21 protein-coding genes are annotated in these 26570 nt (G+C 64.6%); 11 read left to right on the forward strand and 10 right to left on the reverse strand.

Annotated features, from left to right (window positions below):
- Window positions 1-62: 62 nt before the first annotated feature.
- From WLQ66_RS16750 to WLQ66_RS16760, 3 genes are read left to right on the forward strand one after another with little or no spacing between them, the layout of a single operon-like run.
- On the forward strand, window positions 63-1016 hold the full coding sequence (locus WLQ66_RS16750) for an aldo/keto reductase (protein ID WP_340547536.1): 954 nt from the start codon (window positions 63-65) through the stop codon (window positions 1014-1016).
- The gene (locus tag WLQ66_RS16755) at window positions 1013-2089 is read left to right on the forward strand and encodes an NAD(P)/FAD-dependent oxidoreductase (RefSeq protein ID WP_340547468.1); all 1077 of its coding nucleotides are present in this window, start codon (window positions 1013-1015) and stop codon (window positions 2087-2089) included. Before WLQ66_RS16750 ends, WLQ66_RS16755 begins: the two co-directional genes overlap by 4 nt.
- Window positions 2089-2769 carry a DUF938 domain-containing protein gene (locus WLQ66_RS16760; protein ID WP_340547469.1) on the forward strand — a complete coding sequence of 227 codons (681 nt, stop codon included), beginning with the start codon at window positions 2089-2091 and terminating at the stop codon, window positions 2767-2769. The genes WLQ66_RS16755 and WLQ66_RS16760 overlap by 1 nt, the downstream gene beginning before the upstream one ends.
- Window positions 2770-2819: 50 nt before the next feature.
- Here the strand turns inward: WLQ66_RS16760 and WLQ66_RS16765 are convergent, their stop codons facing one another.
- Window positions 2820-3299: an Lrp/AsnC family transcriptional regulator gene (locus tag WLQ66_RS16765; protein ID WP_340547470.1), complete on the reverse strand. Its 480-nt coding sequence runs from the start codon at window positions 3297-3299 to the stop codon at window positions 2820-2822.
- A gap of 101 nt (window positions 3300-3400) precedes the next feature.
- Between WLQ66_RS16765 and WLQ66_RS16770 the strand changes: the two genes are divergently transcribed.
- Window positions 3401-4588, forward strand: coding sequence for a diaminopropionate ammonia-lyase (locus tag WLQ66_RS16770; protein WP_340547471.1), 1188 nt, complete (start codon window positions 3401-3403; stop codon window positions 4586-4588).
- Window positions 4589-4690: 102 nt separating this feature from the next.
- Here WLQ66_RS16770 and WLQ66_RS16775 read toward each other — a convergent pair whose 3' ends face one another.
- The 4 genes from WLQ66_RS16775 to WLQ66_RS16790 all read right to left on the reverse strand — a co-directional run bounded on the left by WLQ66_RS16775 (window position 4691) and on the right by WLQ66_RS16790 (window position 12467).
- Window positions 4691-7198: a GcvT family protein gene (locus tag WLQ66_RS16775; RefSeq protein WP_340547472.1), complete on the reverse strand. Its 2508-nt coding sequence runs from the start codon at window positions 7196-7198 to the stop codon at window positions 4691-4693.
- A gap of 643 nt (window positions 7199-7841) precedes the next feature.
- Window positions 7842-9245 (reverse strand): FAD-binding oxidoreductase, encoded by a 1404-nt coding sequence (locus WLQ66_RS16780; RefSeq protein ID WP_340547473.1) that lies wholly within the window; start codon window positions 9243-9245, stop codon window positions 7842-7844.
- 192 nt (window positions 9246-9437) lie between these two features.
- On the reverse strand, window positions 9438-11240 hold the full coding sequence (gene ggt, locus WLQ66_RS16785) for a gamma-glutamyltransferase (protein ID WP_340547474.1): 1803 nt from the start codon (window positions 11238-11240) through the stop codon (window positions 9438-9440).
- A 240-nt stretch (window positions 11241-11480) separates the two neighbouring features.
- On the reverse strand, window positions 11481-12467 hold the full coding sequence (locus tag WLQ66_RS16790; RefSeq protein WP_340547475.1) for a 2-hydroxyacid dehydrogenase: 987 nt from the start codon (window positions 12465-12467) through the stop codon (window positions 11481-11483).
- Window positions 12468-12741: 274 nt separating this feature from the next.
- Here WLQ66_RS16790 and WLQ66_RS16795 point away from each other — a divergent pair, with 274 nt between their 5' ends.
- The gene (locus tag WLQ66_RS16795; protein WP_340547537.1) at window positions 12742-13227 is read left to right on the forward strand and encodes an SH3 domain-containing protein; all 486 of its coding nucleotides are present in this window, start codon (window positions 12742-12744) and stop codon (window positions 13225-13227) included.
- A gap of 12 nt (window positions 13228-13239) precedes the next feature.
- On the opposite strand, the gene WLQ66_RS16800 is transcribed toward WLQ66_RS16795, so the two are convergent.
- A complete protein-coding gene (locus tag WLQ66_RS16800) occupies window positions 13240-15858 on the reverse strand; it encodes an AAA family ATPase (RefSeq protein ID WP_340547476.1) in 2619 nt (872 codons plus the stop codon).
- The gene (locus WLQ66_RS16805) at window positions 15855-16988 is read right to left on the reverse strand and encodes a metallophosphoesterase family protein (RefSeq protein WP_340547477.1); all 1134 of its coding nucleotides are present in this window, start codon (window positions 16986-16988) and stop codon (window positions 15855-15857) included. The genes WLQ66_RS16800 and WLQ66_RS16805 overlap by 4 nt, the downstream gene beginning before the upstream one ends.
- A 219-nt stretch (window positions 16989-17207) precedes the next feature.
- Between WLQ66_RS16805 and WLQ66_RS16810 the strand changes: the two genes are divergently transcribed.
- The 5 genes from WLQ66_RS16810 to WLQ66_RS16830 all read left to right on the forward strand — a co-directional run bounded on the left by WLQ66_RS16810 (window position 17208) and on the right by WLQ66_RS16830 (window position 23245).
- The gene (locus tag WLQ66_RS16810) at window positions 17208-17873 is read left to right on the forward strand and encodes a GntR family transcriptional regulator (protein ID WP_340547478.1); all 666 of its coding nucleotides are present in this window, start codon (window positions 17208-17210) and stop codon (window positions 17871-17873) included.
- Between the two features lie 98 nt (window positions 17874-17971).
- Window positions 17972-18991, forward strand: a complete 1020-nt coding sequence (locus WLQ66_RS16815; protein WP_340547479.1) for an ABC transporter substrate-binding protein — start codon at window positions 17972-17974, stop codon at window positions 18989-18991.
- A gap of 99 nt (window positions 18992-19090) precedes the next feature.
- Window positions 19091-19858, forward strand: coding sequence for an ABC transporter ATP-binding protein (locus WLQ66_RS16820; protein ID WP_340547480.1), 768 nt, complete (start codon window positions 19091-19093; stop codon window positions 19856-19858).
- Entirely contained in the window at window positions 19851-20699 is an 849-nt protein-coding gene (locus WLQ66_RS16825) for an ABC transporter permease (protein ID WP_340547481.1), read from the forward strand. Before WLQ66_RS16820 ends, WLQ66_RS16825 begins: the two co-directional genes overlap by 8 nt.
- Before the next feature lie 329 nt (window positions 20700-21028).
- Window positions 21029-23245, forward strand: a complete 2217-nt coding sequence (locus WLQ66_RS16830; RefSeq protein ID WP_340547482.1) for an NADP-dependent isocitrate dehydrogenase — start codon at window positions 21029-21031, stop codon at window positions 23243-23245.
- 117 nt (window positions 23246-23362) lie between these two features.
- On the opposite strand, the gene WLQ66_RS16835 is transcribed toward WLQ66_RS16830, so the two are convergent.
- The 3 genes from WLQ66_RS16835 to WLQ66_RS16845 all read right to left on the reverse strand — a co-directional run bounded on the left by WLQ66_RS16835 (window position 23363) and on the right by WLQ66_RS16845 (window position 25904).
- On the reverse strand, window positions 23363-24061 hold the full coding sequence (locus WLQ66_RS16835; RefSeq protein ID WP_340547483.1) for a gamma-glutamyl-gamma-aminobutyrate hydrolase family protein: 699 nt from the start codon (window positions 24059-24061) through the stop codon (window positions 23363-23365).
- On the reverse strand, window positions 24058-25104 hold the full coding sequence (locus WLQ66_RS16840; protein ID WP_340547484.1) for an amidoligase family protein: 1047 nt from the start codon (window positions 25102-25104) through the stop codon (window positions 24058-24060). The genes WLQ66_RS16835 and WLQ66_RS16840 overlap by 4 nt, the downstream gene beginning before the upstream one ends.
- Window positions 25105-25265: 161 nt before the next feature.
- The gene (locus WLQ66_RS16845; protein ID WP_340547485.1) at window positions 25266-25904 is read right to left on the reverse strand and encodes a LysE family translocator; all 639 of its coding nucleotides are present in this window, start codon (window positions 25902-25904) and stop codon (window positions 25266-25268) included.
- A 191-nt stretch (window positions 25905-26095) separates the two neighbouring features.
- On the opposite strand from WLQ66_RS16845, the gene WLQ66_RS16850 reads away from it, so the two are divergent.
- The gene (locus WLQ66_RS16850) at window positions 26096-26566 is read left to right on the forward strand and encodes a hemerythrin domain-containing protein (protein WP_340547486.1); all 471 of its coding nucleotides are present in this window, start codon (window positions 26096-26098) and stop codon (window positions 26564-26566) included.
- The last annotated feature ends 4 nt before the right edge of the window (window positions 26567-26570 follow it).

The following is a 26570-nucleotide window of genomic DNA, read 5'->3' on the forward strand; positions in this document are numbered from 1 at the left end:
TTATGCCCCGCGCCGATATTTTGCGCTTTTGATTGCCGCAGATGCGTGCCACCCTCCGCCGCATGAGCACCGAACTGATCAGCCTCGACGGCACCCCCGCAAGCCCCCTTGCCTTTGGCACCATGCAATTTGGCGGCCGCGCCGATGCTGCCCAGTCGGCCGAAATGTACCAGGCCTGCCGCGCTGCGGGGGTGACCCATTTCGACACCGCCTGGGTCTATACCGAGGGCCGTAGCGAGGCGCTGCTGGGCCAGCTGATCCGGGAAGACCGTGACAGCCTGCTGATCGCCACCAAGGTCGCCTATACCGGCGGCGCAGGCCCTGACAATATCCGGCGCCAGCTCGATCAGTCGCGCGCGCGTCTGGGGCAGGACATGGTCGATATCCTCTACCTGCACCGCTACGACGAAGAGACGGACCTGCGCGAGACCCTTGCCTGTCTCGCCGAGCTGCGCGACGCCGGGCAGATCCGCTATCTGGGGCTGTCGAACTTTGCCGCCTGGCAGGTGATGAAGGCGATCATGATCGGGCAGGAATTCGACCTGAGGCCCGCCATCCTGCAACCGATGTATTCGCTGCTGAAGCGTCAGGTCGAGGTGGAGATCCTGCCGATGTGCGCTGATCAGGGCCTGCATGTGGCCCCCTATTCGCCCCTGGGCGGCGGGATGCTGACGGGCAAATACAGCAGTGCCCAGCAGGCGGGCCACAGCCGGGGGCGGCTGGACGAGGATCCGCGTTACGCCGAACGCTATGGTCAGCCCTGGATGCAGGAGAGCGCCCGTGCCCTGGCCGATCTTGCCGCCGAACTGGAGGTTGATCCGGCCAGCCTCGCCGTGGCCTGGGCCGCCGCCTATGGGCGCAATGTGACCCCCATTATCTCGGCCCGGTCACTCGCACAGCTGCGCCCGTCGCTGGCGGCGCTGGAGATCGAGATGACGCCGGACCTCTACGCCCGCATGTCGGCGCTGTCACCGCGTCCGGCGCCCGCAACAGACCGGCTGGAGGAACAGCAATGACAGCGGTCGACTATCTGATCATCGGCGGCGGGCTTGCCGGTCTGAGCGCCGCCGCCGCCCTTGCGCCACGGGGGCGTGTTCTGGTGCTGGAGCGGGAAGAGGCGCTTGGCTATCACTCCTCCGGGCGCTCTGCGGCGATGTTTGAGGCCAATTACGGCCCCGCGCCGGTACAGGCGCTGAGCCGGGCCAGTGAGGCCCACCACCGCGCCCATGGCTGTCTCAACCCGCGCGGGCTGCTGCTGGTCGGGCGCGCCGATCAGGCCGCGCGTTTCGAGGCCGATTGCGCCGAGCTGGATCTGACGCAGATTTCGGTTGCGGCGGTCTGCCAGATGGTGCCGGTGCTTGATCCCGAGCAGGTCAAATTTGCGGCCAGCCATGATGCGGCGCAGGATCTGGATGCGGACCTGTTGTTGCAGGGCTTTGCCAGAGAGCTGCGCGCCCATGGGGGTGACATCCGCACCCGCGCCGCTGTCACCGGTCTGGACCGCAGCACCGCGGGCTGGCAGGTGAGCTGCGGTGACGATGTGATCACCGCCACAACGATTATCAATGCGGCCGGGGCCTGGGCGGATGAGCTGGCGCAGATGGCCGGGATCGCGCCCATCGGATTGCAACCCAAGCGCCGCTCCATGGCGCGGCTGCCCGCGCCCGGTGGCCACGATGTCACCACCTGGCCAATGATCATGGGCGTCGGTGAGAGCTGGTATGCCAAACCCGATGCCGGCAAGCTGCTGGTCTCGCCCGCTGACGCCGATCCGGTGCCGCCGCAGGATGCCTATGCCGATGACATGGTGCTTGCCGAGGGGCTGGCCCGCTATGAGGAGATGGTGACAACCCCGGTCACCCGAGTTGAGCACAACTGGGCCGGCCTGCGCAGTTTTGTAGCCGATGGCGTGCCGGTGCTGGGGCCGGATCCGGCGGTGGCCAGTTTTGTCTGGTGTGCAGGTCAGGGCGGCTATGGCGTGCAGAGCTCCCCCGCCGCCGGGCGGCTGATTGCCGATCTGGTCACCGGGCAGACACCGGACATCGACGCCACGAACGTGGCCGCGCTCAGCCCGGAAAGGCTGCGCTGATGGTTGTGCGCACGGTGCCCGGAGAGGCCTCCGTCACGCTGCCGGATGCAGGGGCAAAACTCTTTGCTCCGTCGGCGGCGCGCAATCTGGAGCCGATCGCGGATCTTCTGGCCCGGATTGCCCCGCAACCCGACAGTGCGGATGGCCCTCGCCCCCGCGCGCTGGAAATTGCCAGCGGCACCGGGCAGCATGTGGTCGGCTTTGCCGGCCGCTGCGCGCATCTGGACTGGCAGCCCAGCGATGTGAACCCGGCACGCCTGACCAGCATCAATGCCTATACCGGTGACAGCGGCTGTCGCAATATCGCGACGGCGATCCAGCTCGATGCCACCGAAGCCCCCTGGCCCGACGGGCTGGGCCGCTTTGATCTGATCGTGCTGTGCAATCTGCTGCATCTGATCAGTACGCCCGAGGCCCAGACCCTGATCCGCGAGGCCGCGCGCCATCTGGCGGCGGGCGGGCACTTCCTGATCTACGGCCCGTTCATGCGCGGCGGTGAGCTGACCAGCGAGGGCGACCGCGGCTTTCACGCCAAGCTGACCGCCCATGACCCGGAGGTCGGTTACAAGGATGATTTCGACGTGATGGACTGGCTGCAAGACAGCGGGCTGGAGATGCGCCAGGTGATCGAGATGCCCGCCAACAATCTGGCGCTGGTGGCGATACGTCAATCGAGGTGAGAGCTGGCACATAGGTGACCGCGTCGGCCCTGCGCCACGTCAGGCACCGGTCAGATATTTAGCTGCATCGTCGACTTGGTGCGGTCCATAGTGACAAAGGTGCGGAACTTCCGAATATTGTCATTCGGAAAAAACAGCCGTTGCGTCAGCGCTTCATATTCCGACATGTCCCCAACGATCGCCACAAGGATGAAATCCACTTCGCCGGTGACATAGTAGCATTGCTGGATTTCCGGAGCGTCTTGGAAGCTGCGCTTGATATCGTCGATCCGGCCTGCTGTCTCGGCCCTCAGTTCGACCTCCACAAGAATGGTCAGCGGCAGGCCGACCGTCTTCGGCTCGATCTGGGCGGCCTGGGTCGAAATCACGCCATCCGCCTCCATGCGCCGGATACGCCGCTGGACCGATGCGGTCGACAGATTGACCATCTCGCCGATCTGACGCTGTGGCTTGGTGCAGTCCTGTTGCAGGATCCGCAGGATCGCCAGATCATAGGAATCCAGCCCCTGTGATAAATTTTCTTTTCCCATGCCATATCTGTGCGCAATTTTTGCACGGCAGTCCATGATTCCGAAGCCATATACCATGTAAAGCGACGTATTTTTGCGCAGGCGAAAAAAAGGATCGTATGATGCTAGACATATTCAGAACCACCAAACCAGATGTCTTTACCACCCAACCAAGGTTGGGGCCGAAGGTTCAGGACGCTCTGCCACGTCGCGGATTTGACGAGGCTGCCCGCGAAATCGGCACCTGGGACGGCTACCAGCCGACCCCGATGCCAAATTTGATCAGCCTTGCGGACAGGCTGGGCATTCAGGCGATCCACTACAAACACGAAGGACCGAGGTTCGGTCTGGGCAGTTTCAAAGCCTTGGGTGGGGCCTATGCTGTTCTGCGCGTGCTTCAGCGCGAGCTGTCAGAGACCACGGGCCGGGCCATCACCGTCGAAGACCTGCACAGCGGCAGTTTCGCAGGTCAGATTTCGGAGATCACCGTGATTTCGGCAACCGATGGCAATCACGGCCGGTCGGTGGCCTGGGGCGCGCAGCGGTTTGGGGCGACGTGCCGAATTTACATCCATGCCGAAGTGAGCCGCTTTCGCGCCGAAGCGATGCAGGCGCTGGGAGCCGAGGTTATTCGCGTCGATGGCGACTATGATGCAACGGTTGCGCAGACCCGTATTGATGCCGAGAAACACGGCTGGAAAATTGTGTCGGACACCTCTTGGCCCGGTTATAGGCAACCACCGCTGGATGTCATGGCCGGCTACGGTGTGATGGCGCGGGAAATCGTGAGAGACCTGCCTGAACCGCCAACCCATGTGTTCCTTCAGGGCGGCGTTGGCGGGCTGGCTGCATCGGTGATTGCGGTTTTCCATCAGGAATGGGGCAATGCCGCTCCACGCAGCATCATTGTCGAGCCGGAACTGGCGCCCTGTCTGTTTGCCAGCGGCAAGGCCAATGCGGCGACCGCTGTTTCGATCACCTCGGAAACGCTGATGGCAGGATTGTCCTGCGGCGAGCCTTCGCAGATTGCCTGGGAGGTTCTGGGCGAGTCCGTCGATAGTTTCATGACCATTCCCGAAAGCCTGGTCGCCCCAGCCGTCCGGCTGCTCGCAGGTGGAGCATGTGGCGATCCCGGCATCGACGTCGGCGAAAGCGCCGTTGCCGGTCTTATCGGATTGATGTGCGGAGCGCTGGACCACGACCTGCGTGATGAGCTGAAGCTGGATGCTGCGTCACGTGTTGTGATCATCGGCTCCGAAGGGATCACCGATCCAACTGTGGTCAAGGCGATCATGGAGGGACGTATCTGACGGGGTTTGTCAGCCCTGTCAGGATCGCGCTGTTGGGTCCGGTACACATGAAAAAAAGCCCCGGCACAATGGCCGGGGCTTTCTCATCTCTTCCGTCAGACCTTAGCCATTCATGCGGATGGTTTCGTTCTTTGGATCATAGGGGCTGTCGCAGGTGACAACCGCATCCCACAACTTGTCCTGGATCTTCACCTTCAGCTTGGTGCCTTCCACCGCGTGCTCAGGCTTTACGTAGCCCATGCCGATGGATTTCTCGAAGGCCACCGAGTAGCCGCCGGAGGTCAGGCGGCCTACACGGGTGCCGTCCTCGGCATAAAGCGCCTCGCGGCCCCAGGGATCGGCATCTTCCGGCCCGTCGATCAGCAGGGTGCAGCATTTGACGCGGACGCCGGTCTCAACCAGCTTGTCCTTGCCGTGGAAGTCCTTCTCCAGATCGACAAAGCGCGGCAGGTCGGCTTCCAGCGGGGTCGCGTCGCGGCCCAGCTCGTTGCCGAAGGCACGGTAGGATTTCTCCTGACGCAGCCAGTTCTGGGCGCGGGCGCCGACCAGCTTCATGCCATGCTTCTCGCCCGCCTTCTCCAAGAGGTCGAACAGGTAGTTCTGCATCTCGATCGGGTGATGCAGCTCCCAGCCCAGCTCACCGGTGTAGGCCACGCGGATCGCATTGACCGGGCACATGCCCAATTCGATCTGACGGGCCGACAGCCAGGGGAAGCGCTTGTTGGAGAGCGCGGTTTCCGGATCGGCGTCGACGATCACCTCTTTCAGCACATCGCGCGACTTGGGGCCTGCGATGGCGAAGACGCCCCACTGGGTGGTCACGTCCTGGATCTCGATGTAGCCGAACTCCTCCATCTTGTCCTCAGCCGCCTTACGCAGGAAGTCGGCGTCATACTCGGACCAGGCGCCGGCGGAGACCAGATAGTAGTTGTTCTCGCCGTTGCGCACGATGGTGTATTCGGTGCGGGTGGTGCCGAAAGCTGTCAGCGCATAGGTCAGGTTGATGCGGCCGATCTTCGGCAGCTTGTTGCAGGTGAACCAGTCGAGGAACTGGGTCGCACCGGGGCCTTTGACGACATGCTTGGTAAAGGCGGTTGCATCCACCAGACCAACGCCTTCGCGGATGGCCTTGGCTTCGTCCACAGCGTGCTGCCACCATTTGCCACGACGGAAAGAGCGGCTTTCCTCGTCGAAATTGTCGGGTGCATCCAGCGGGCCGAAGTAGTTCGGGCGTTCCCAGCCGTTGACCCAGCCGAACTGTGCGCCGCGCGCTTTCTGGCGCTCATACGCGGGCGCTGTGCGCAGCGGGCGGGCTGCCGGGCGCTCTTCATCCGGGTGGTGCAGGATGTAGACGTGCTCATAGCACTCTTCGTTCTTGCGCGCGGCGAACTCGGTGGTCATCCAGTTGGAGGAGTAGCGTTTCGGGTCAAGCGACGCCATGTCGATCTCGGCTTCGCCATCCACCATCATCTGCGCCAGATAGTAGCCGGTGCCGCCTGCGGCGGTGATGCCGAAGGAGAAGCCCTCAGCCAGCCACATGTTGCGCAGGCCCGGTGCCGGACCAACCAGCGGGTTGCCGTCGGGGGTGTAGCAGATCGGGCCGTTGAAATCGTCCTTCAGGCCGCTCTCGGCGCAGGAGGGCACGCGTTCCGCCATCGCCATATACTGGTCGGCAATCCGGTCCAGATCCAGCGGGAACAGGTCGGCGCGGAAGCTGTCGGGCACGCCATGCTCAAAGCGCGCGGGCGCGCCGTGCTCATAGATGCCAAGTATCCAGCCGCCGCGCTCTTCGCGCGCGTAGGATTCATTGTCGGCGTCGCGGATCACCGGGTGCTCGGGGTTGCCGGCTTCGCGCCATTTGACCAGCTCGGGGTCCTGATCCATGACGATGAAGGTGTGTTCAACCGGGATCGCAGGCATCTTGATGCCCAGCATCTTGGCGGTGCGCTGCGCGTGGTTGCCGGAGGCAGTCACGACATGCTCGGCGGTGATCACGACCTGCTCGTCGCTCTCCACTAGGTTGCCGCCTTTTTCGATCATCTTGGTGCAGGTGACTTCCCAGTGGGTGCCGGTCCAGTGGAAGGCATCGGCCTGCAGCTTGCGGTGGATCTCGACGCCGCGCTGACGGGCGCCCTTGGCCATCGCCTGGGTCACGTCTGCCGGGTTAATGTAGCCGTCTTCGGTGTGGTAGATCGCGCCTTTCAGGTCGCCGGTCTCGATCAGCGGCCAGCGCTCCTTGATCTGATCCGGGGTCAGCCACTCATAGGCCACGTCACAGGTCTCTGCGGTAGAGGCATAGAGCATGTATTCGTCCATGCGCTCCTGGGTCTGCGCCATGCGCAGGTTGCCCACCACGGCGAAACCCGCGTTCAGGCCGGTTTCCTCTTCCAGGGTCTTGTAGAAATCGACCGAGTACTTGTGGATGTGGGTGGTCGCATAGGACATGTTGAACAGCGGCAGCAGGCCGGCTGCGTGCCAGGTCGAGCCGGAGGTCAGCTCATCCCGCTCGATCAGCATGACATCGTCCCAGCCTGCATTGGCGAGGTGATAGGCAATGGATGTCCCGACGGCACCACCGCCGACGACCAATGCTTTGACTTGGGTTTTCATGGGCCCGCTCTCCGGAAAATGATGAATCGTTTGCAGGGAGTTATGCCCCGCCTGCAAATTCCGCGCCAAATCCATCCGACCCAAAACATAACAAAACCGACCTAGCATCGCCCTGAATGCAGGTTTCTGCCCACCCCCTGTCGGTTTTCGCGGTCCTGGCCGCGATTTGCCTCTTTGGGTTTGCACAGGCCGCGATGCGCATGGATATGGTCCGGTCGGGGCATTGCCCTGCCGGAGTGTCCTTTTCTTGTTCTCTGCTGCGGCTGTTTGGTCGGTGGTGATATCCGGCCAGAACAAAGAGCAATAACAAGTGGCGGCGCCGCCAGAAGCGGAGGCGGGACGGAGCACTCTGCCCCGCACGCAAAACGTCGTCTGTGCGTGCCCATGCCAATGGGCCCTGTTCCATGGTGCCGGGGGTGTCAGGCCCGGCGGTGATCGCGATCAGCTCAGATCCTGCCATTGCGCCATTGAGCAAAGGTAAGCCGACCGTGCGGCGGCTTCGCAACGGGCCAACTTCTGCCCCTGCGAGGGCAGCGCCGTGAGTATTTCAGGAAAGGTGACAGAGCGAGGTCCATCCCGTCACCTTTCTCCAAATACTCAAATTCCGCCGCCAGCCCGGCGCGGTGGCGGCGGCGGGCGGTCCTCAGATCTCCAGTATCTTGCCGGGATTGAGGATATTTTCCGGGTCCAGCGCCGCCTTGATCGCAGCCATATAGCGGGTGGTCTCGCCAAGTTCCTGCGTCAGATAGGGGCGTTTGCCCTGTCCGATGCCATGTTCGCCGGTGCAGGTACCCTCCATCGAGATCGCCAGCTCATTGAGCCAGCCCACATAGGCATCGGCTTTTTCGCGTTCTTCTGCGCTGTCCATATCTATCAGCAACAGCGCGTGGAAATTGCCGTCGCCGACATGGCCCACCATCGGTGCCAGAAGCCCCATCTCTTCGGCCTTTGAGCGCGCAGCGCTGACACATTCCGCCAGTTTCGAGATTGGCACGCAGACATCGGTGGAGATCCCCTTGGCACCGGGGCGCAGCTGCAGGCAGGCCCAGTACATATCGTGGCGCGCCTGCCAGAGCTTGCTGCGGTCCTCCGCCGTTGAGGTGGCCGCGATGTCAAAGCCGCCGTACTCCTCGGCGATGGAGGCAAACATGTCGCTCTGCTCAACCACACCGGCCTCGGAGCCGTGGAATTCCAGCAACAGCAGCGGCATTTCCGGCAGGTCGAGACCGGAATAGGCATTGGCCGCCTGCACGCTGAGCGCATCCAGCAGTTCGATGCGGGCGACGGGAATGCCGTATTGGATGGTCATCATCACCGCACGACAGGCATCATCGACGCTGCGAAAGGCGCAGCGGGCCGAGCGGATCGCCTCCGGGATGCCCTGCAGACGCAGGGTGAGTTCGGTGATCAGACCCAGCGTGCCTTCGGAGCCAACCAGAAGCCGTGTCATGTCATAGCCGGCCGAGGATTTCCTGGCGCGCTGAGCGGTGCGGATCACCCCGCCGTCGGCCATCACCGCCTCAAGCGCCAGCACATTGTCCTTCATGGTGCCATAGCGCACTGCGTTGGTGCCCGAGGCGCGCGTTGCGGCCATACCGCCGAGCGAGGCATTGGCGCCGGGATCAATGGGAAAGAACAGGCCCTGATCGCGCAGATAGGTGTTGAGCTGTTCGCGGGTGACGCCGGGCTGCACCACCACATCCAGATCCTCGGCATGGACAGCAAGGATCTGATCCATCCGCATCATGTCGATGCAGATGCCCCCGGCGGGGGCGTTTACGTGCCCCTCAAGCGAGGTGCCGGTGCCATAGGGGATAACCGGCACGCCGTGGTCCGCGCAGATCTTTACGATCTCGGCCACCTCGGCGGTGGAGGTGGGAAAGACGACCGCATCCGGCGCCTGATTGCTGATCCAGGTGGTGGTGTGGCCGTGCTGTTCGCGGATCGCCTGCCCGGTCTGTAGCTGTGTGCCAAAGCGCGCCTTCAACGCGTCAATGACGGCGGCAATCCCGGCGCCGTTGCGCGGCAGTCTTGTGGCTTGCACCATGGTTCAGTCTCCCCCGTTCAGCGGCCGGGGCTGACGCCCGAACCTGTCACCTGTCAACCTAAGGTCGGCGCGCGGGCCCGGACAATACCCAGAACAGGGTAGGTGCGGGATTATCCGCAAAAGACAACGCCCGCCCCGGTGTCCGGAGCGGGCGCGCAGTGTGCGGCCCTGAGCTGAGGCCCGGAGAGCCGATCAGCCCCCCAGCGCGATGCCTTCGCGGCGCGGATCTGCGCCGCCTTTCAGCCCGTCACCGATCTCGATGGCATGCAGGCCGGAGGTCAGATCGCGGGCGTTGACCTCAAACCCCATATCCATCAGCGGCTGGGCCATCTCCTCGGCGCTGGTGCCGGCCTCGACATCATAGGTGCCAAAGCGGTTCACCGCATGGGGCAGTGCCACGGCCTGCTGCACATCCATGCCCCAATCCGCCCAGGCGACGATGGTCTTGGCGACATAGCCGATGATGCGGCTGCCGCCGGGGGAGCCGATGGCCAGAGCGGGCTTGCCGTCCTTCAGCACGATGGTGGGCGCCATCGAGGAGCGTGGGCGCTTGCCCGGTTCCAGCCGGTTGGCAATCGGCACGCCGTCGCTGTGGGTGCGGAAGGAGAAATCGGTGAGCTCGTTATTCAGCAGGAACCCAGCCGCCATCAGCCGCGAGCCAAAGCCGTTTTCAATGGTCGTGGTCATCGACAGAACGTTGCCATACTGGTCGACGATGGAGATATGGGAGGTCGAGGGCAGCTCAATCGACTCATCATCGGCCAGCAGCAGCGCGTGATCGAACTCCGGCGCGCCTGCGTTCACCGCGGGCAGGGCGGCATCGCCCTCAAGCAGGGTTGCGCGGGTCGCGAGGTAATCCGGCGCCACCAGACCCTGCGTGGGCACCGGCACGTAATCGCTGTCGGCCATGTAGCGGCCGCGATCGGCAAAGGCGAGGCGCGAGGCATCGCCGATCAGGCGCCAGGACTGCGGGTTGTCGGCGCCCAGTTCCGCCAGGTCATAGTTGCCCAACATGCCGAGGATCTGCCCGACGGTCAGCGCCCCGGATGACGGCGGCCCCATGCCGCAGGCTTCGAACGCGCGGTAGGTGACGCAGACCGCGGGGCGCTCCTTTACCTGATAGAGTGCCAGATCCATCGCCGACAGCACGCCGGGGTTGCCCTCGGCGTTGCGCACCGCATTGGTGATCGCCTCGGCCACCGGGCCGGTGTAGAAACCGCGCGCGCCCTCATCCGCGAGGCGGCGCAGGGTATCGGCATAGGCCGGATTCTTCAGCGTGCTGCCCACCGCCAGCGGCGTGCCGCCGGGCAGGAAGTAATCGGCGGTATCCGACCAGCGCGACAGCCGGTCGGCGTCATTTTCGATCAGGCCGGCCAACCGGGGGGAGACGGCAAAGCCCTCTTCGGCCAGATCAATCGCGGCGGTGAACAGGCCCGGCCAGGCGGCACGGCCCCAGCGACGATGCGCCGCCTCCAGCAAGGCAGGCGTGCCCGGTGTGCCCACGGACCGGCCCCCGACCACGGCATCGTAGAATTTCAGCGGCTCGCCCGCGTCGTCCTGAAACAGGGTCGGCGTCGCTGCCAGTGGCGCGGTTTCGCGCCCGTCCAATGTCGTGACCTCGCCGCTGGCCGCATCATACCAGACCAGGAACGCGCCACCGCCCAGACCGGAGGATTGCGGCTCAACCAGCCCCAGCACGGTCTGCACCGCAACCATGGCATCGGCAGCGGTGCCGCCTGCGCGCAGCACCTCGGCACCGGCAGCCACCGCATGGGGGTTGGCAGCGGCAATCATCCAGTTCTCGGACTCGACCGGGGTGCCTGCGGATTTGGCCTCAAGGGCCGCGGCGACATCGGCGCTGATGGCCGCAAAGCCGGCATCGGCGGTTTCTGCCGCGCCCTCTGGCGCCACGGCATCCGCCGCTTCCTGCGCCATAAGCGGCAGGGCAGCGCCCAACGTCGTGATCCAAACCCCTGCAATCAGTGTTCGTTTCATCGTCCCTCTCCTCTCGTCTGTGGTGATCTTCTGCGCATGCTGGCATTTCACAGAGCAACCCGGCAATGCTGAGATACCGCCATCGGCGCACAGATGCCTGTGCGTCCGCGACATATTGACATGGGGATAATGTTCCGAAACTAAAAGATAAACCGGAACACTATTCCAATAGCTGAACTTCATTAAGAACGTTGATCCACCCCGATAGTTGCAGGTGGACATATTTCCTTCCTGATATCCCTACAGCATGGAGGGGACAACCTGATCTGGTGGTCGATGGCCGTCCTCGAATGTCTTGATATTCAGCAGAACTTTCTCGCCCATCTCCAGACGTCCCTCAAGCGTGGCGGAGCCCATATGCGGCAGCAGCACGACGTTTTCCAACTCGCGCAATCGCGGGTTGATGTCAGTGCCATGTTCATAGACGTCGAGACCGGCGCCGGCGATTTCACCGGAGCGCAACATACGGGTCAGCGCGTGTTCGTCGATCACTTCCCCGCGCGAGGTGTTCACGATCACCGCATCGGGCTTCATCAGTTTCAGCCGCCGTGCGTTCATCAGATGAAAGGTCGAGGGCGTCGAGGGGCAGTTGATCGACAGCACATCCATGCGGGCCACCATCTGATCGAGGCTCTCCCAATAGGTGGCTTCAAAGCGCTCTTCGATCTCCGGGCGCAGGCGTCGGCGGTTGTGGTAATGGACCTGCATACCAAAGGCCGCGGCCCGTTTGGCCACCGCCTGCCCGATGCTGCCCATGCCCAGAATGCCCAGACGCCGCCCGGCCAGCCGCCCGCCGAGCAGGGCGGTGGGCGACCAGCCCTGCCAGTCGCCTTTCTGCATGATCGCAAGCCCTTCGGGGATTCGGCGGGTCACCGCCATGATCAGCGCCATTGCCATATCGGCGGTATCATCGGTCAGCACGCCGGGCGTGTTGGACACCAGAACTCCCCGCTGGCGCGCAGTGGCCACATCAATGTGATCGACCCCCGCGCCATAGTTGGCGATCAGTTTCAGACGCTCACCGGCCTGCGCCAGCAAGGCGGCATCTATGGTGTCGGTCACGGTTGGAACCAGCACATCGGCGTCCTTCATCGCGGTGGCCAGCTCGGCGCGGGTCATCGGCGTGTCGTCCTCGCGCAGACGCACATCGAACAATTCGCTCAACCGGGTTTCGACCGGCTCCGGCAACCGTCGCGTAACGACAACACTCAGACGTTCTCTTGCCACTGCTGCTCTCCCTCGGCTTTGCAATCTCTCTGGCCTCATGGCATCGTGGCGCAGGACGCGGGCAGGCACAAGAACCCATCCCGCCCTCCGGCCTCTCTGACGCGGCTTTCTTTTTCCAGATGATCGGCACCCGGACATCAGATCAGGGGCAGGTCGGCAAAAAAACGCAGCGCTTTTGGATTGGTCAGGCAGGTAACAGGCAGCGACAATAAGAAGCGAGCAGGCAGTGAAAATTTCGGCATCATATCTGCGGTCCCGGCTGGCCGTGGTCGGCATGATCCTGATTGGCGTGACCGGTGCGGTGGCCCCTGCCCCCGGCCATGCCCGTGACGAACGCGGGCCGGTGACCAACCTGCCCCTGCCCCGGTTCGTGTCGATGAAGGCTGCCGAGGGCAACGTGCGCCGGGGTCCGTCGTTGACGCATAAGATCGACTGGGTGTTCAAGCGGCGCGGGATGCCGCTGGAGATCACCGCCGAATACGGGCACTGGCGCCGCGTGCGTGATCGCGACGGGGCCGGCGGCTGGGTTCATTATGCGCTGCTGTCAGGGTCACGCACCGTGCTGATCGAAGAGGACATGCTGACGGTCCATGCCCGCCCGGACCCCAACGCCCCTGTGACCGCCGCCTTTGAGCTCGGCGTGGTGGCGCGGCTGGGCAAATGCGACATCAGCTGGTGTTCAATCTCCGCCGGTGGCTATCGCGGCTGGGCGCCCAAGGAAAAGCTGTGGGGGGTGGCCCCGGATGAGCTGCGCGACTGAGCCATCAGCCCGTCAGTCGCGGCGGTCGGCGGGGCGGATCGCAAGGCTGGTGCCGCCCAGTTCGCGAAAGCTCTTCTGACGGCAGGAAAACACCAGAATTTGCAGATCATTGGCCTGTAGTGTCAGCGCGTCAAACAGCGCCTCGATGCGGGCATCGTCGGTATAGGCCAGCGCATCATCCAGAATGACCGGGATGCCGCGCCCGGATTTCGCCAGGAGCCGGGCAAAGGCCAGCCGCACCATCAGCGCCAATTGTTCCTGTGTGCCACCGGAGAGCTGGGTCAGCTGCTCCTCTGCGGCGCCGCGCGCCAGCTGGCTGGGCAGCACGCTGTCGGCATCAACCTGCACCTGTGCCTCCGGCCAGAGCCTACGCAGCAGCGGCGTCAGCTCGGCCATCAACGGCCCCAGATATTGCGCCTGCGCGCCTGCCTGCGCGGCTTCCAGCGCCTGATCCAGACGGCGCAGGGTGGCCACTTCGAAATGCAGCGCCGCCAGCGTGGTTTCGGCAACCGCCAGCTGATCGGTGACCTCGGCCAGTTCTTCCTCCACCGCGTGGCTGGCATGGGCGCTGACACGCGCGTCCAGAACCGCCAGATCGCGCGCCAGCGCCTGCAGGCGAGCCTGCGCCGTCTCGACCACCGAACGGGCACGCTGGCAGGCCGCCTGAGCCTGTTCCAGATCCGGGGCCTCGGCGGTCAGGCGGGCCTCTTCGGCGCGGGCCTCGGCCACGGCCTGCTCCAGCGCGGGCAGCCCGGAGCGGAGGGTTGCCAGCTCTGCCGTGGCCGCCTCGGCATCTCCCAGCGCCACGGTGGCGCGGGCCAGCTCGGCCTCGGCAGCCTCGGCATGGGCCAGCGCGCCATGGGCCTCTTTCTGAGCGGCGGCCTCCTCGGTGCGGCGCTGTGCAAGTGTGGCATCTGCGGCCAGTTCGCCAGCCTCAGCCCCGGCCTGCGCCGCGTCCAGGTCGGCCCGGTCCGGCAGGGCCTCGCCCTCCGCATCGGCCTGCCCATCCGACCCAACCGGCAAGGCTGCGATCGCCGCGACCAGCGCTTCGCGCCCCTCCGGCGCAAGCGCTCGCTGGGTGGCCTCGCCCTCTTTCAGGCGGGCCGTTGCGGCACTGCGGGCATGATGCGCCCTGCGGGCCTGTTCCAGCGTTTCGAAACCCTGGTCGGCCAGAGCCCGCGCCAGGGCGGTTTCGGCCTCGGACAATGCGCCGCTATCGCTGCCGCGCGCGGGATGCAGGGTCACGGTGGCAAGGCCCGGTATCTCCAGCCTGCCGCCATCGGGCAGGGCCACCTCTGCCCCCTCGTGCAGCGGTTCACCGTCAAGGCTCAGCCGCGCCTCGGCGCCGGGCAGATAGGCAACGCTGAGTGCGGCAGCGGAGGCGGCGCGGGCGTGGCGGGCCAGAGCAACCGACTGTGCCAGATCTTCCAGCCGGGCCATCGCGGCGGCTGTGACAGCCTCCTTGGCCAGCTGGCGATCGCCCACCAGATCTGCCTCTAGCGCATCGAACTGGGACAGACGCTCGGTCAGCTCGGCACGGCGCAATTGAGCCTGCTGCACAGCCTCGGCGCGCAGGGCGGCGGCGATGGATTTGCGGATCGCGGCAACGGCATCGCGCGCCTTGGCGGCGGCGAGTTCGGCGGAGTTCAACTGTACGGCGGCCTGTTCGGCGGTGCGGGCGGCGTCCTCCCGCCGCTCCGTTGCCTGCGTCAGCGCCTTGCTGGCGCGGGCATGATCCGCGAGGCGCGCCGTCTGGGTTTCGATCCGCGCCGCCTGCCCGTCGCGGCGCGACAGCGCCAGATCAAGCGCGCGGCGAGCCTGTTCGCATTGCTCTCGGTGCCGCTTGGCGGCGACCAGTGCGGCTTCGGCAGCTTTCAGCCGGGACTGGCGGGCTGCGGTTTCCTGTGGTGCCGAGAGATCGGCCTGTTCGCGGCGCAGGAGCTGGCGCTGGTCCAGCAGCTGGCGCAGATCCGCGACCTGCCCTGCCAGAGTGTCGCGCTGTTCAGCCAGCGTCGCCACGCGGGCCTCGGCCTCGGCCAGCGGGCCGCCCTTGCGGGCACCGCGACTGGTCACCATCCGGTCCAGATCGGCGCGCAGGCGGCGGCGCAGGCTCTCCATCTGCTGACCGCCGGTCACCGCCTCGACCTCGCCGCTGAGCGAAGACATCAGATCGCGTCGCGCCTCCAGCGTGTCCTTGGCATCGGCAAAATCGGTCAGCCCCTGTCGCAGCCAGAGCATCCCCACCGGGCCGTCCTTTGGCGGTGCAATGAGGTCGCGCAGCCAGGCCTCGGCGGCATCGGCCTGATGCAGCAGCGCGCCCTCCCGCCAGATCCGCGCGGTGCCCTTGCCGGAGGCTTTGGTAAAGGTCTTGGCGATGCGGTAGTGGCTGCCCTGATGGGTCAGCTCGACCTCCACCTCCGGGTCGCCGCCGGCATAGGGAGCCAGCGCGCGCACGTCCTTGTCCCAGGATTTCGCATCCTTGAAAAACAGCGCCTGAAGCGCGTCGAAGATGGTGGATTTACCCTGTTCATTAGGCGCGCTCAGCAGGTTGAGACCGGGGCCGATGCCGGTGATTTCAACCGGATCGACAAAGCGGCGCACATTGGTCAGGCGAACGGCCGTCAGCTTCATTCCGCGCCCTCCTGCACCGCCGCATAAAGCCGGTTCAGCGCCGCTGCGGCCACGTCGCGGTCGTCCTGCGCCAGCGTGCTGTTCCGGCTTTCCGCCATCAGGGTTTCGGCGGCGACCCGCAGCGCGCCGGCGGTGGCGATCTGGTCCAGATCCTCGGCCCGGTGTTCGATCCGCAGCGCCTCCTCGTCGAGGCTGAGATGGCAGAAGGCCGGGGCCTGCTCGGCCACGAAACGCCGCAGCTGCATATGCTGATCGGCGGTGACCCAGCCCCGCGCGCGCAGGCGGATCAGACAGTCGGGCCAGTCCGGCGGGTCGGCGGGCAGCGCGGCCCTGATCAGGGCGGTGATATCCTGCCCCGGAGCCAGGTCCAGCGCCAGCTCCTGCCAGTGGTACTGGCCGATCTCGATCTGGCGCAGCTGTGGTGGCTGACCCGGCCCCGGCAGATCCACCAGCAGGCAGCTGCCGCGGCCCGGATGTTTGAAGCGGTCCCGTTCCGGCGTGCCGGGATAGCGGCTATGGGCATTGAGGGTAAAATCGCCATGCCAGTCGCCAAGCGCCAGATAATCCAGCCGCGCGCTGCTGGCGCGGGTGGTGGCGATGGTCTCGGCACCGTTCTGGTCGCGGTCGAAATCGAGCACTGCGCCATGGGCCAGCCCGATGCGCAGGTGGCCCTCGGGCGTCTCGGCGCTCTCCATCCAGATGGTGCGATCCTGACCGGCAAAACGATGCTGACAGGGGGCGGGCAACAGCGTGGCACCGGGAGCCATCTCGACCGGGTCGGGCTGCATCAGCAGATGGACATTGTCCGGCGCATGGCGCGCCATCTCCGCCCAGAGCGGCTCGGCCGCGCCGCTGTCGTGATTGCCGGGGATGATCCACCACTGCACCGGCTCGGCGGCGGCCATCGCGGCCAGCGCCTGCCGGATCACCCGCGCCGAGGGGGTTTCGGTGTCAAAGAGATCCCCCGCAATCAGCACATGTTCCGCGCCCTGCTCTGCCGCCGTCTGCGCCAGCCGGGGCAGGATCCCCTGCCGGGCCTGTTGCAGCGCGGCGCGGGTTTCCTCATCGAACTGGCCAAAGCGTTTGCCCAGGTGCAGATCGGAGGTGTGCAGCAGGCGCAGGCTGGTCATGCGGAATGGGTCCTCTGATGGTGGGCTTCACAGGTGAGTGACGTGCAGAAGTGACAGAGCCGCGCCGGGGCGTCAACGCGGGTCTGCACGGCCGGCTCAGGGCAGGTGCCGGGCGGTCGGCAGGCTGGCGTCGGGCAGCCACGCGGCGGGCAGAAGGATTGACAGACCCGCAATCGCCCGGCAAAAATATTGGAGATTTTCCAAAATAGGGATCAAAGCATGTTTGGTCGGCGCCCCCGCTCGGAGGAAGATACGGTTGTCGCCGTGCTGGCGGCAGCGCTGCGGCGGGATATTTCCTTTGGCGTGCTGCGACCGGACCAGAAGCTGAAGATCGAAGCGCTGCGCCAGAGCTATGGCGGCTCCAACCATTCGATGCGCGAGACCCTACGGATGCTCAGCGCCGAGGGGCTGGTGGAGGCCACCGCCCAGCGCGGTTTTCGCGTCACCTCGGCGACCGAGGATGATCTGCGGGACATTCTGTTCATGCGACTGGAGGTGGAACGGCTGGGCCTGAGGATGGGGCTGGAGCGCGGCAACGTCCAGTGGGAGGGCCGGGTTCTGGCGGCGCATCACGCGCTGCGCCGCACCGAGGAAGCGCTGGTTGAGGAGGCCAATGACGCGCTGGCGCTGGATTGGGACATGGCCTGCCGGAACTTTGCCGCGGTGCTGGTGGAGGCCGCGCAATCGCCCCGGCTGTCGGATATGCAGCTGAAATTCTACGATCAGTCCCGCCGGTTCCGACTGGCGCAACTGCGCGAGGGGCGGCTCGATTTCGCCACCCGCGCGCGACAGCAGCAGGTGCTGGTCGAGGCTGTGCTGGCCCGCAATACCGAGGCCGCCATTGCGGCGCTGGAGATCTATGTGACCGGCGATATGGGCGGCTAACAACGGGCTGCGGTCAACGTGCGCCGGAAACCGAGACTAGATATCAGCGGGCCTGACGGACCCGATGGGACACCAACATAAGAGGGAGGATTTGAGAGATGACCAATTGGACACGCCGCCGCACGCTTGCAGCACTTGGCGGTGCTGCCGCAGCTGCGGGGCTGGCGACACCGGCGCTGGCAAGCAATCGCAAGATCGTGCTGGGGGCGCTGCGCTTTACCAGCCATTCAGCCAGCTTCATCGCGCAGGAGCGCGGATATTTCGCTGATGCGGGCCTTGACGTGGAGCTGCGGTTTTTCCAGGCGGCCTCGCCGATGTCGGTGGCGATTGCCTCGGGCGATGTGGATTATGCGATCACCGCGATGTCGGGCGGGCTGATCTCGCTGGCCGATCGCGGTGCAATCAAGGTGATCGGTGGCGCCTTGTCGGAGGAGCCGGGTATCGACGGGCAGAAGATTCTGGTCTCCGACGCCGCCTATCAGGCCGGGATCACCAGCCCGGCGGCGCTGGACGGCAAGAGCTTTGGCATGACCACCGCCGGTTCCTCGTTCCACTATATGGGGTCGCGGATGGCGCAGAAGGAAGGTGTCTCGCTGTCCTTCAAGCCGCTGCAAAAGGTCGGTGCGATCATCGGCGCGCTGAAATCAGGGCAGATTGATGCCTGGTCGATCGTGCCTCATATCGCCAAGCCGCTGGCAGGATCGGGCGCTGTGCATATCATCGGTGATGTGGCGGACTATCTGCCCGACTATCAGGTGACGACGGTGTTCACCTCGGCCAGCAATGCCAGCGGTGAGCAGCAGATGACCCGCGATTTCCTGAGCGCCTACAGCCGCGGTGTCTCCGATTACAACGCCACCATGATCGACCGGGCCAGCGGTGATGCAGGCGTCGACCAGATGGTCGATCTGATCCACAAATATGTCTACGCAGATCGCCCCCGCGAGAAAGCCGCCAAGTCGATCATCAATGGCACCATGCGTCTGAACGAAGGGGCGGCGATGAACACCAGATCGCTGGCGGATCAGCTGGCATGGTTCCAGGCCGAAAAGCTGGTGGATGCGGATATCACGCTGGAGACGATCATCGACTCCAGCTACGTCGACACCATCGGCTGATCACCGGACCGGTGACGCACAACTGACTGTGCCGGTGACCCAGACCGGCACCAGCGCCGGGGCGGCCTGCCCCGGCCCTCTCATGCGTGGAGCAAGACTATGGATATTCGCCTGTCCGGGGTGGGCCATGCCTATGACGACATCCCGGTCCTACGGGACATCACGCTGGAGTTCCCCAGCGGCAAGATCGTCTGTATCGTCGGCCCCTCCGGCTGTGGCAAATCCACCCTCCTGCGGTTCATCGGCGGGTTGGAACGCCCTAGCCAAGGCGAGGTCCTGCAGGTGGGGCAGCCGCCCGAGGGCAGTCTTAATCCGCTGACTTATGTGTTTCAGGATTTTGCCCTGCTGCCATGGCGCACGGTCCGGGGCAATATCAGCCTGGTGCTGGAGGATCACGGCATTCGCGGCGCGGCAGCGGCACGGATCATTGACGATGTTCTGGCGCGCACCAAGCTGAGTGATTTTGCCGAGGCGCTGCCCAAGCAGCTGTCGGGCGGGATGAAACAGCGGGTGGCAATAGCACGGGCGCTTGCCGTGAACCCGGCAGTGATGCTGATGGATGAGCCTCTGTCGGCGCTGGACAGCCAGACCCGCGAACTGCTGATGGATGATCTGGTCGCGCTGTGGACGCGCACGCCCTTCACCGCCGTCTATGTGACCCATAATCTGGCCGAGGCGGTGCGGCTGGGTCATGCCATCGTGGTCTTGTCCCGCCGTCCTGGCCAGATCCGCGAGATCGTGGAACTGGACACGCCGCTGGCCGAGCGCGAGTTTGGCGATGCTGAGCTTGAACAGAAACAGAAATACCTGTGGCAGCTGATGCGTGACGAGGCGCGGGCGGCGGATGCGGAGCTGATGAATGTCTGACACCCAATTGGCCGGGGCGCAGCCCGGCAAGACGGCGGGCACCCCCGCAACACCGACGATCCGCCCGGTTCAGTTTCGCGGCGGCGGCTTCGCCCCCCGCGGCGGGCGCTGGGTGGGCGGGCTGGTCTTTGTGCTGCTGTTGCTTCTGGCCGAACTTGGCACCCGCCAGGGCTGGATTTCCAACCTCACCCTGCCGCGCCCCAGCGATGTGCTGGCGACGTTGCAGGAGCTCTATGCCACCGGCCTGCTGTGGACCCACGTCAGCGTCTCGCTGTCGCGATTGATCGTGGGCGCGGCCTTGGGGGCCAGCGTCGGTATTGGCGTCGGGCTGATGATCGGGCTGTTTTCCTATGTGCGCGCGGGGCTGGTGCCCTTGGTGGCGGCGCTATTTCCGATCCCGAAGATCGCGCTTTTGCCGCTGTTTGTGATCTGGTTCGGCATTGATGAAGGGTCCAAATATGCGCTGATCGCCTTTGGCACCTTTACGCCCACCGTCGTGGCCACCTATGGCGCGGTGGACAATGTCGACCGCTCGCTGATCCGCATGGGGCAGAGTTTCAACCTGTCGTGGCTGTCGATTGTCCGCAAGATCGTGCTGCCGGGGGCGATGCCCGGTATCCTGTCCGGCCTGCGCATCAGCCTGGCGATTGCCATCATCCTGCTGGTGGCCGCTGAAATGCTGGGGGCGGAGCATGGCATTGGTGCGTATATTCTGGAGGCCGGGTCGCTCTATGATCTGGAGCGGCTGTTTGCCGGTGTGGCGATCCTGTCGGTGCTGGGGGTGCTGGTCAGCAGCCTGATCGGGCTGATCGAACGCCACCTGCTGCGCTGGCGCAGCTGAGCGCGACCGAGTCGCGCATGTGACCCGCCCCTGCCTGTCGCAATCGCATAGAATCGAGGCCAATGGCGCCAAAACGCGCCAATAATCTCAAAAGCGCGGCAATCTGCGCCTCACAAAGCCCATGCCGGCAATTGCACCCGCGCGCGACCTGATTTACACGGGGGCCATATGAATGGCTGTTGTCCTTGCGGGCTGCCGGTCTGTCAGACCAGTTCTGACCCAAGATGACCGCCCGCCGCATCCTCACCGGGCAGCAGCACCCCGTCCATCAGGTGCAGCGCCGACCGCTCACCCAAGTTTCCGATATCGCTGAAAAAAGGTTGTGGAATATGGCAGAAAATTCGACCCCCGACATTTTGTATACCATCGTAGACGAAGCCCCCGAGCTGGCCAGCGCCTCTCTGTTGCCGATCATCCGCAGCTTTGCGAATGCGGCGGGCGTCTCCGTCGGGACCAAGGACATTTCGCTGGCGGGCCGCATCCTTGCGACCTTCCCCGAAGCGCTGAGCGACACCCAGCGTCAGAGCAACGATCTGGCCGAACTGGGCGAACTGGTGAAGACCCCCGAAGCCAATGTCATCAAGCTGCCGAATATCTCCGCCTCGGTGCCGCAGCTGACCGCCGCGATTGCCGAGTTGCAGGCGCAGGGGTTCGACATCCCCGACTATCCGGCGGACCCGGTGACCGATGCGCAAAAAGAGATCCGCGCGCGCTATGACACCATCAAGGGCTCGGCTGTGAACCCGGTGCTGCGCGAAGGCAACTCGGACCGTCGCGCTGCCCGCGCAGTGAAGAACTTTGCCCAGAACAACCCGCATTCGATGGGCAAATGGTCCGCTGACAGCAAGACCAAAGTCTCCTCGATGCCGGGCAATGATTTCTACGCCAACGAAGTCTCCGCCACCATTTCCGCCGCGCAGGCCGGGACCGCGAAGATCGAGTTTGTCGGCAAGGACGGCGCCGTTACCGTGCTGAAGGACAGCTGGCCGCTGGAAGAGGGCACCGTTGCCGATGCAACCTTCATGTCGGCCAAGGCGCTGTCGTCCTTCCTGACGGATGCGATTGAAGACACCAAATCCGATGGCACCATGTTCTCGCTGCACATGAAAGCCACCATGATGAAGGTCTCCGACCCGATCATCTTTGGCCACGCGGTGAAGGCATGGCTGGGTCCGGTCTGGGACAAATTCGGCGCTGAAATCGAAGCGGCTGGCGGCTCGGCGAACTCGGGCCTTGGTGCGGTTCTGGCAACCATCGACGGCCTGCCCAATGGCGATGCGATCAAGGCAGAGATCGCCGCGCTGGACCGTCCGTCCATGTATATGGTGGACAGCGACAAGGGCATCACCAACCTGCATGTGCCCTCCGATGTGATCATTGACGCCTCCATGCCTGCGGTGATCCGTGCCGGCGGCAAGGGCTGGGACGAAGCGGGCAACAAGGGCGACACCAACTGCGTGATCCCCGACCGCTGCTATTCCACCGTCTATGACGAGAGCATCAATTTCTTCAAAGCCAACGGCGCGCTCGACGTGACCACCGCAGGCTCCGTCGCCAACGTCGGTCTGATGGCGCAGAAGGCAGAGGAATACGGCTCGCACCCGACCACCTTCGAAGCGGCCGCAGATGGCACCATCCGTATCGTGCTGGCAAATGGCGAGACGCTGCATTCGCACGAGGTCGAGGCCGGTGATATCTGGCGCGCCTGCACCGTGAAAAAGGCCCCGATCGAAAACTGGATCCAGCTGGCGATGGACCGTCAGCGGCTGACCGGTTCCGAGGCGATTTTCTGGCTGGACGCCAACCGCGCCCATGACGCCGAGCTGATCAAATACGTGCAGCCCGTGCTGAACGCAGCTGGCGTGGCCGATAAGTTCCAGATCATGGCACCGCGCGAAGCCACCCGCCAGAGCCTTGAAACCATCACCGCAGGCAAGGACAGCATCGCCATCACCGGCAACGTGCTGCGCGACTATCTGACCGACCTGTTCCCGATCCTGGAGCTGGGCACCTCGGCCAAGATGCTGTCGATCGTGAAGCTGATGAACGGTGGCGGGTTGTTTGAAACCGGGGCCGGCGGCTCTGCGCCCAAGCACGTGCAGCAGCTGGTTGAAGAAAACCACCTGCGCTGGGACTCGATGGGCGAATTCTGTGCTCTGGGTGAATCGCTGAACTTCCTCGCCGACAGCAAGGGCAACGCCAAGGCTGGCGTACTGGGTGCCGCTGCCGAGGCGGCGACGCAGGGCATTCTGGATCACAACCGCTCGCCCTCGCGCAAGGTGGGTGAGCCGGACAACCGCGCCAGCCACTACTGGTTTGCCCGCTACTGGGCCGAAGCGCTGGCCGCGCAGGGGGATGACGCCGAACTGGCCGCGCATTTCGCGCCCATCGCCGCAGAGCTGGCGGCCAAGGAAGAGCAGATCCTGTCGGAGCTGGCCGAGGTTCAGGGCAAGGCGGTTGATCTGGGCGGCTATTTCCACACCGATCCGGTGAAAACCGCCGCCGTCATGCGCCCCAGCGCCACGCTGAACGGCATTATCGGCTGATCACGCATCGGCGTGTTCGGGCGACATGCTGCCCCTAGACCATAGAAAACGCCCGGAGTGTTCCGGGCGTTTTTTTCGTTCAGACTGCAAAGCCTCGGGGGAACGTGTCAGGGCGGATCAGCCGACCATGTCCAGCGCTTCGACCGGGTCGTCGCGTTTGGATCTCGCCGCCTCGACCAGCGCGCGAAAGAGGTTCAGATGGGCGGGCTGGTAGAACAGATGCTCAGGATGCCACTGCACCCCGACTGCAAACCGACGGCCCGGATCCTCGATCGCCTGCACCATGCCGGACTGATCGCGCCCGGTGACGCGCAGCCCCTGCCCGAGGCTGCTGACCGACTGGCTGTGCAGCGCGTTGACCTTCAGCTCAGGCACCCCGAGGATACGCCGCAGTGTGCTGTTGTTGGTGATCGTGACCTTCTTGCGGGGGAGCACTGTCTTATAGTTTTCCAACCCGTAAAAGGCATAGGCATCCTGATGGAGCTCGCCCCCGCGCGCCACATTCAGCATCTGCGCCCCGCGACAGATCCCCAGAAGCGGAACATCCCGTTGGGTTGCCTGCCGCACGATATCAGCCTCAAGCGCGTCGCGCTCGGCGTCCAGACGGACCTCCGGCATGATCTGCCCCTTGTAGAGCGTTGGGGCAATGTCGTCTCCGCCACCGATGACCACACCATCCACCTGCGCCAGATCGGCGGCGCGGCCGCTTTGCCAGCGCACGGCGCGGCCACCGGCCAGCCAGATGTTCAGGGCCATCAGCGGAAAGATCCGCCAGCCGCTGCGGCGCGAGACGGTGACTGCAATAACCGGTTTCATGCGGCGTCTCCTCGTGCTGCGGTGTTCAGGACGTCGGCCGCGTGTTTGGCCCATTCGCGGTTCAGCAGCTGTTCGCTGCGCGGGCGGCTCCGCCAGGCCTTGATCAGCTGGTCGAGCCGGCCGTCGCGGGCGATCTGTTCCAGCTCGGCCCAGCGGTTCCATTCCTGGCTGATGGACCACCCCGGCTGCCCCAGACGGCAATCCGGCAGGCGGTAGTGATAGGCCGGACGGGCGGCGGTTTTGTCATCCTCGCCCAGCGCGGCGCGCACGCGATCGGGCGCGTAATCGGCCAGCAGTGGCAGCAGATCCAGCGCGTGGTTTCTATCCGCCGCATGGTCGAGATAGAGGTCGCAGAGCGCCTCCATCGTCTTTGGCGGGTGCTCACAGAGGGCATCAATCAGCGCCGCCGGATAGGGCGCGATAAAGGGCTGCACCCGGCGCGACACGTCGATGCCCGGGCTGCGGCGCAGCACCGGATCCAGCAGAGCAAAGGCGGTAAGCACCGGGACGATGTGATCCGCCGTCATATCCGCTACTTCGACATTCAGATGTACGCCAAAGCCGTTCAGCACACCGTCCTGGGTGCCCGTGGCCCCCGCCTCTGCCAGTTTTGAACACAGCCGGTCCAGCTGCGGCAGCTGCGATTGCGCCAGCGGCGGGGTCACGATTTCAACAGGGATTAGCGGCTCTGCGAGGGAGAACAGCGCCTTGCCCAGCCCGTGGACTTCGGTCCGGTAGCGGCTGTCCAGATAGACCTCGACATCGCCCAGCCGGGTGTTCTTGACGTGCGGTTTCGGGCCGTCGGTGTCATCCTGCGCATGGATGTCGCCGCCAAGTTCGCGCTGGACGATGCCCTGCGCCTCGGCGGCGGAGAGGCCACCGAACTCGATCTCGACGCCGACCTTGCGATCATCGGCGGCGGTGGGGGCCCCAGACATCTGCGGCAGCGATTTCACAGCGTCCTGCGCATCCGCGCGTCCCGCCGACCGGCCGTCAAGGGGAGAGGCAAAACCCGCCTCGGTACTCAGATCACTTTCCAACATAATGGGCTCCGTGCTCGCTCACAGACCCAACGTCACCGATGCAAAAATGTTCCACCCCTGCGGGCGCGGGCAGGATCCTCTCACGTTTTTTACGCTGCTTTGTTGATCGGGCGATCGGTCGAAATCCGCCGCGGGCAAGACAGGCCCCGTCGGATTAGCAGTCAGATCAACAGCATCCAGAGGCCGACAGCCGCCAGCAGCAGGGCAAACCCCCGGTTCATCCGGCGCGCCCGATCATCGCGGAAGATCCATCGTGCAAGCCCCTCGCCGATCCATGTCCAGATCGAAAACGCCACCAGATTGTTCAGCGTGAAGATCAGCGTGATGATCATGACCAGCCCCAGCTGTCCCGAAAAAAGAAGGGACGCTGCATCATCGGCGGTGCGCGCAGGATCAGCGGGCGCCAGAAACTGGCTGAACATCACCGCAATGATCACATAGGCCTTCGGGTTCAGCAGCAGCAACACCACACCATCACCAAAGCGCGCCGGTCGCGCCTGTGCCCCTGAGGCCGCCCCGTCGGCGCCCCACATGCCCCAGGCCAGCCACAGGACATAGGCCGCCCCGGCCAGCGTCAGCCATCGAAACGCCTCCTGCGAGACCGCCTGAGCCAGCAGGGCGCTGGATCCGATCAAGAGGGTCACCAGCGCCGTGGCGATGTGATAGCCGGCCGTGGCCGGGATCGTGGCGCGCATCCCAAATCGCGCGCCGTTGGCGGCAAAGAACAGATTGCCCGGTCCCGGGCTATAGGCCAGCGGGAACAGAAACACGAGCAGGGCAAGCGTCGTCTCAAGGGTCATATCAGCCTCACATGGCAATGCTGATCCTGACCTAATTGCACCGGCCATGGGTCGCGACCCGGATCCTGCGCATAATATTGCGGTCTGCGGGAACACTCCGCCCGGCTGCGGCGTTCTTCCCCTGTCTCCCGGCGGCCAGAGCCCTGGCGGGGAGGCTCAGCCCAGATAGGTCAATCAATCGGAGAGCCGCTATGCCATCCATCTATGACGCCATCAAACAGGACCACGACGCCCACCGCGAGTTGCTCGCCTCGATCGAGGACAGCAAGGTTGAGGCACGCGGCGCCCTCTGGAAACGCTTCTACGAGGATGTGAAAAGCCACGCCGCCGCCGAGGAAGAAACCTTCTACTCAAAGCTGATCAGCCAGACCTGGGGTCAGGATGCGGCCCGCCATTCCGTGCATGAGCACCAGCAGCTCGACGATCTGATGGAAGAGCTCAACGTGATGAAAATGTCCTCCGACCTGTGGATGAGCAAGTTCCAGCAGCTGAAGCACGACTACGAACACCACATGGAGGAAGAGGAAAACGAGGTGTTTACCCGGGCCAAGGAGATCATCTCCGATGAGGAGATCGAAGGCTATGGCACACGTTTCCAGAAGCGCAAGGAAGAGGAACGCGGCCTGATTGACGAAAAACGCGAGGACAGCCTCGAAGACTGACGGC

The sequence above is a fragment of the Phaeobacter sp. A36a-5a genome (assembly GCF_037911135.1).
Taxonomy (GTDB): domain Bacteria; phylum Pseudomonadota; class Alphaproteobacteria; order Rhodobacterales; family Rhodobacteraceae; genus Phaeobacter; species Phaeobacter bryozoorum.

Bases quoted from the DNA above. Each gene is read 5' to 3' on its own strand.
- WLQ66_RS16755 (WP_340547468.1), top strand. From the start codon at position 1,013: ATGACAGCGGTCGACTATCTGATCATCGGCGGCGGGCTTGCCGGTCTG.
- WLQ66_RS16825 (WP_340547481.1), top strand. From the start codon at position 19,851: ATGTCTGACACCCAATTGGCCGGGGCGCAGCCCGGCAAGACGGCGGGC.
- WLQ66_RS16820 (WP_340547480.1), top strand. From the start codon at position 19,091: ATGGATATTCGCCTGTCCGGGGTGGGCCATGCCTATGACGACATCCCG.
- WLQ66_RS16750 (WP_340547536.1), top strand. From the start codon at position 63: ATGAGCACCGAACTGATCAGCCTCGACGGCACCCCCGCAAGCCCCCTT.
- ggt (WP_340547474.1), bottom strand. From the start codon at position 11,240: ATGAAACGAACACTGATTGCAGGGGTTTGGATCACGACGTTGGGCGCT.
- WLQ66_RS16780 (WP_340547473.1), bottom strand. From the start codon at position 9,245: ATGGTGCAAGCCACAAGACTGCCGCGCAACGGCGCCGGGATTGCCGCC.
- WLQ66_RS16800 (WP_340547476.1), bottom strand. From the start codon at position 15,858: ATGAAGCTGACGGCCGTTCGCCTGACCAATGTGCGCCGCTTTGTCGAT.
- WLQ66_RS16810 (WP_340547478.1), top strand. From the start codon at position 17,208: ATGTTTGGTCGGCGCCCCCGCTCGGAGGAAGATACGGTTGTCGCCGTG.
- WLQ66_RS16840 (WP_340547484.1), bottom strand. From the start codon at position 25,104: ATGTTGGAAAGTGATCTGAGTACCGAGGCGGGTTTTGCCTCTCCCCTT.
- WLQ66_RS16835 (WP_340547483.1), bottom strand. From the start codon at position 24,061: ATGAAACCGGTTATTGCAGTCACCGTCTCGCGCCGCAGCGGCTGGCGG.
- WLQ66_RS16850 (WP_340547486.1), top strand. From the start codon at position 26,096: ATGCCATCCATCTATGACGCCATCAAACAGGACCACGACGCCCACCGC.
- WLQ66_RS16770 (WP_340547471.1), top strand. From the start codon at position 3,401: ATGCTAGACATATTCAGAACCACCAAACCAGATGTCTTTACCACCCAA.
- WLQ66_RS16775 (WP_340547472.1), bottom strand. From the start codon at position 7,198: ATGAAAACCCAAGTCAAAGCATTGGTCGTCGGCGGTGGTGCCGTCGGG.
- WLQ66_RS16845 (WP_340547485.1), bottom strand. From the start codon at position 25,904: ATGACCCTTGAGACGACGCTTGCCCTGCTCGTGTTTCTGTTCCCGCTG.
- WLQ66_RS16765 (WP_340547470.1), bottom strand. From the start codon at position 3,299: ATGGGAAAAGAAAATTTATCACAGGGGCTGGATTCCTATGATCTGGCG.
- WLQ66_RS16815 (WP_340547479.1), top strand. From the start codon at position 17,972: ATGACCAATTGGACACGCCGCCGCACGCTTGCAGCACTTGGCGGTGCT.
- WLQ66_RS16805 (WP_340547477.1), bottom strand. From the start codon at position 16,988: ATGACCAGCCTGCGCCTGCTGCACACCTCCGATCTGCACCTGGGCAAA.
- WLQ66_RS16760 (WP_340547469.1), top strand. From the start codon at position 2,089: ATGGTTGTGCGCACGGTGCCCGGAGAGGCCTCCGTCACGCTGCCGGAT.
- WLQ66_RS16830 (WP_340547482.1), top strand. From the start codon at position 21,029: ATGGCAGAAAATTCGACCCCCGACATTTTGTATACCATCGTAGACGAA.
- WLQ66_RS16795 (WP_340547537.1), top strand. From the start codon at position 12,742: ATGATCCTGATTGGCGTGACCGGTGCGGTGGCCCCTGCCCCCGGCCAT.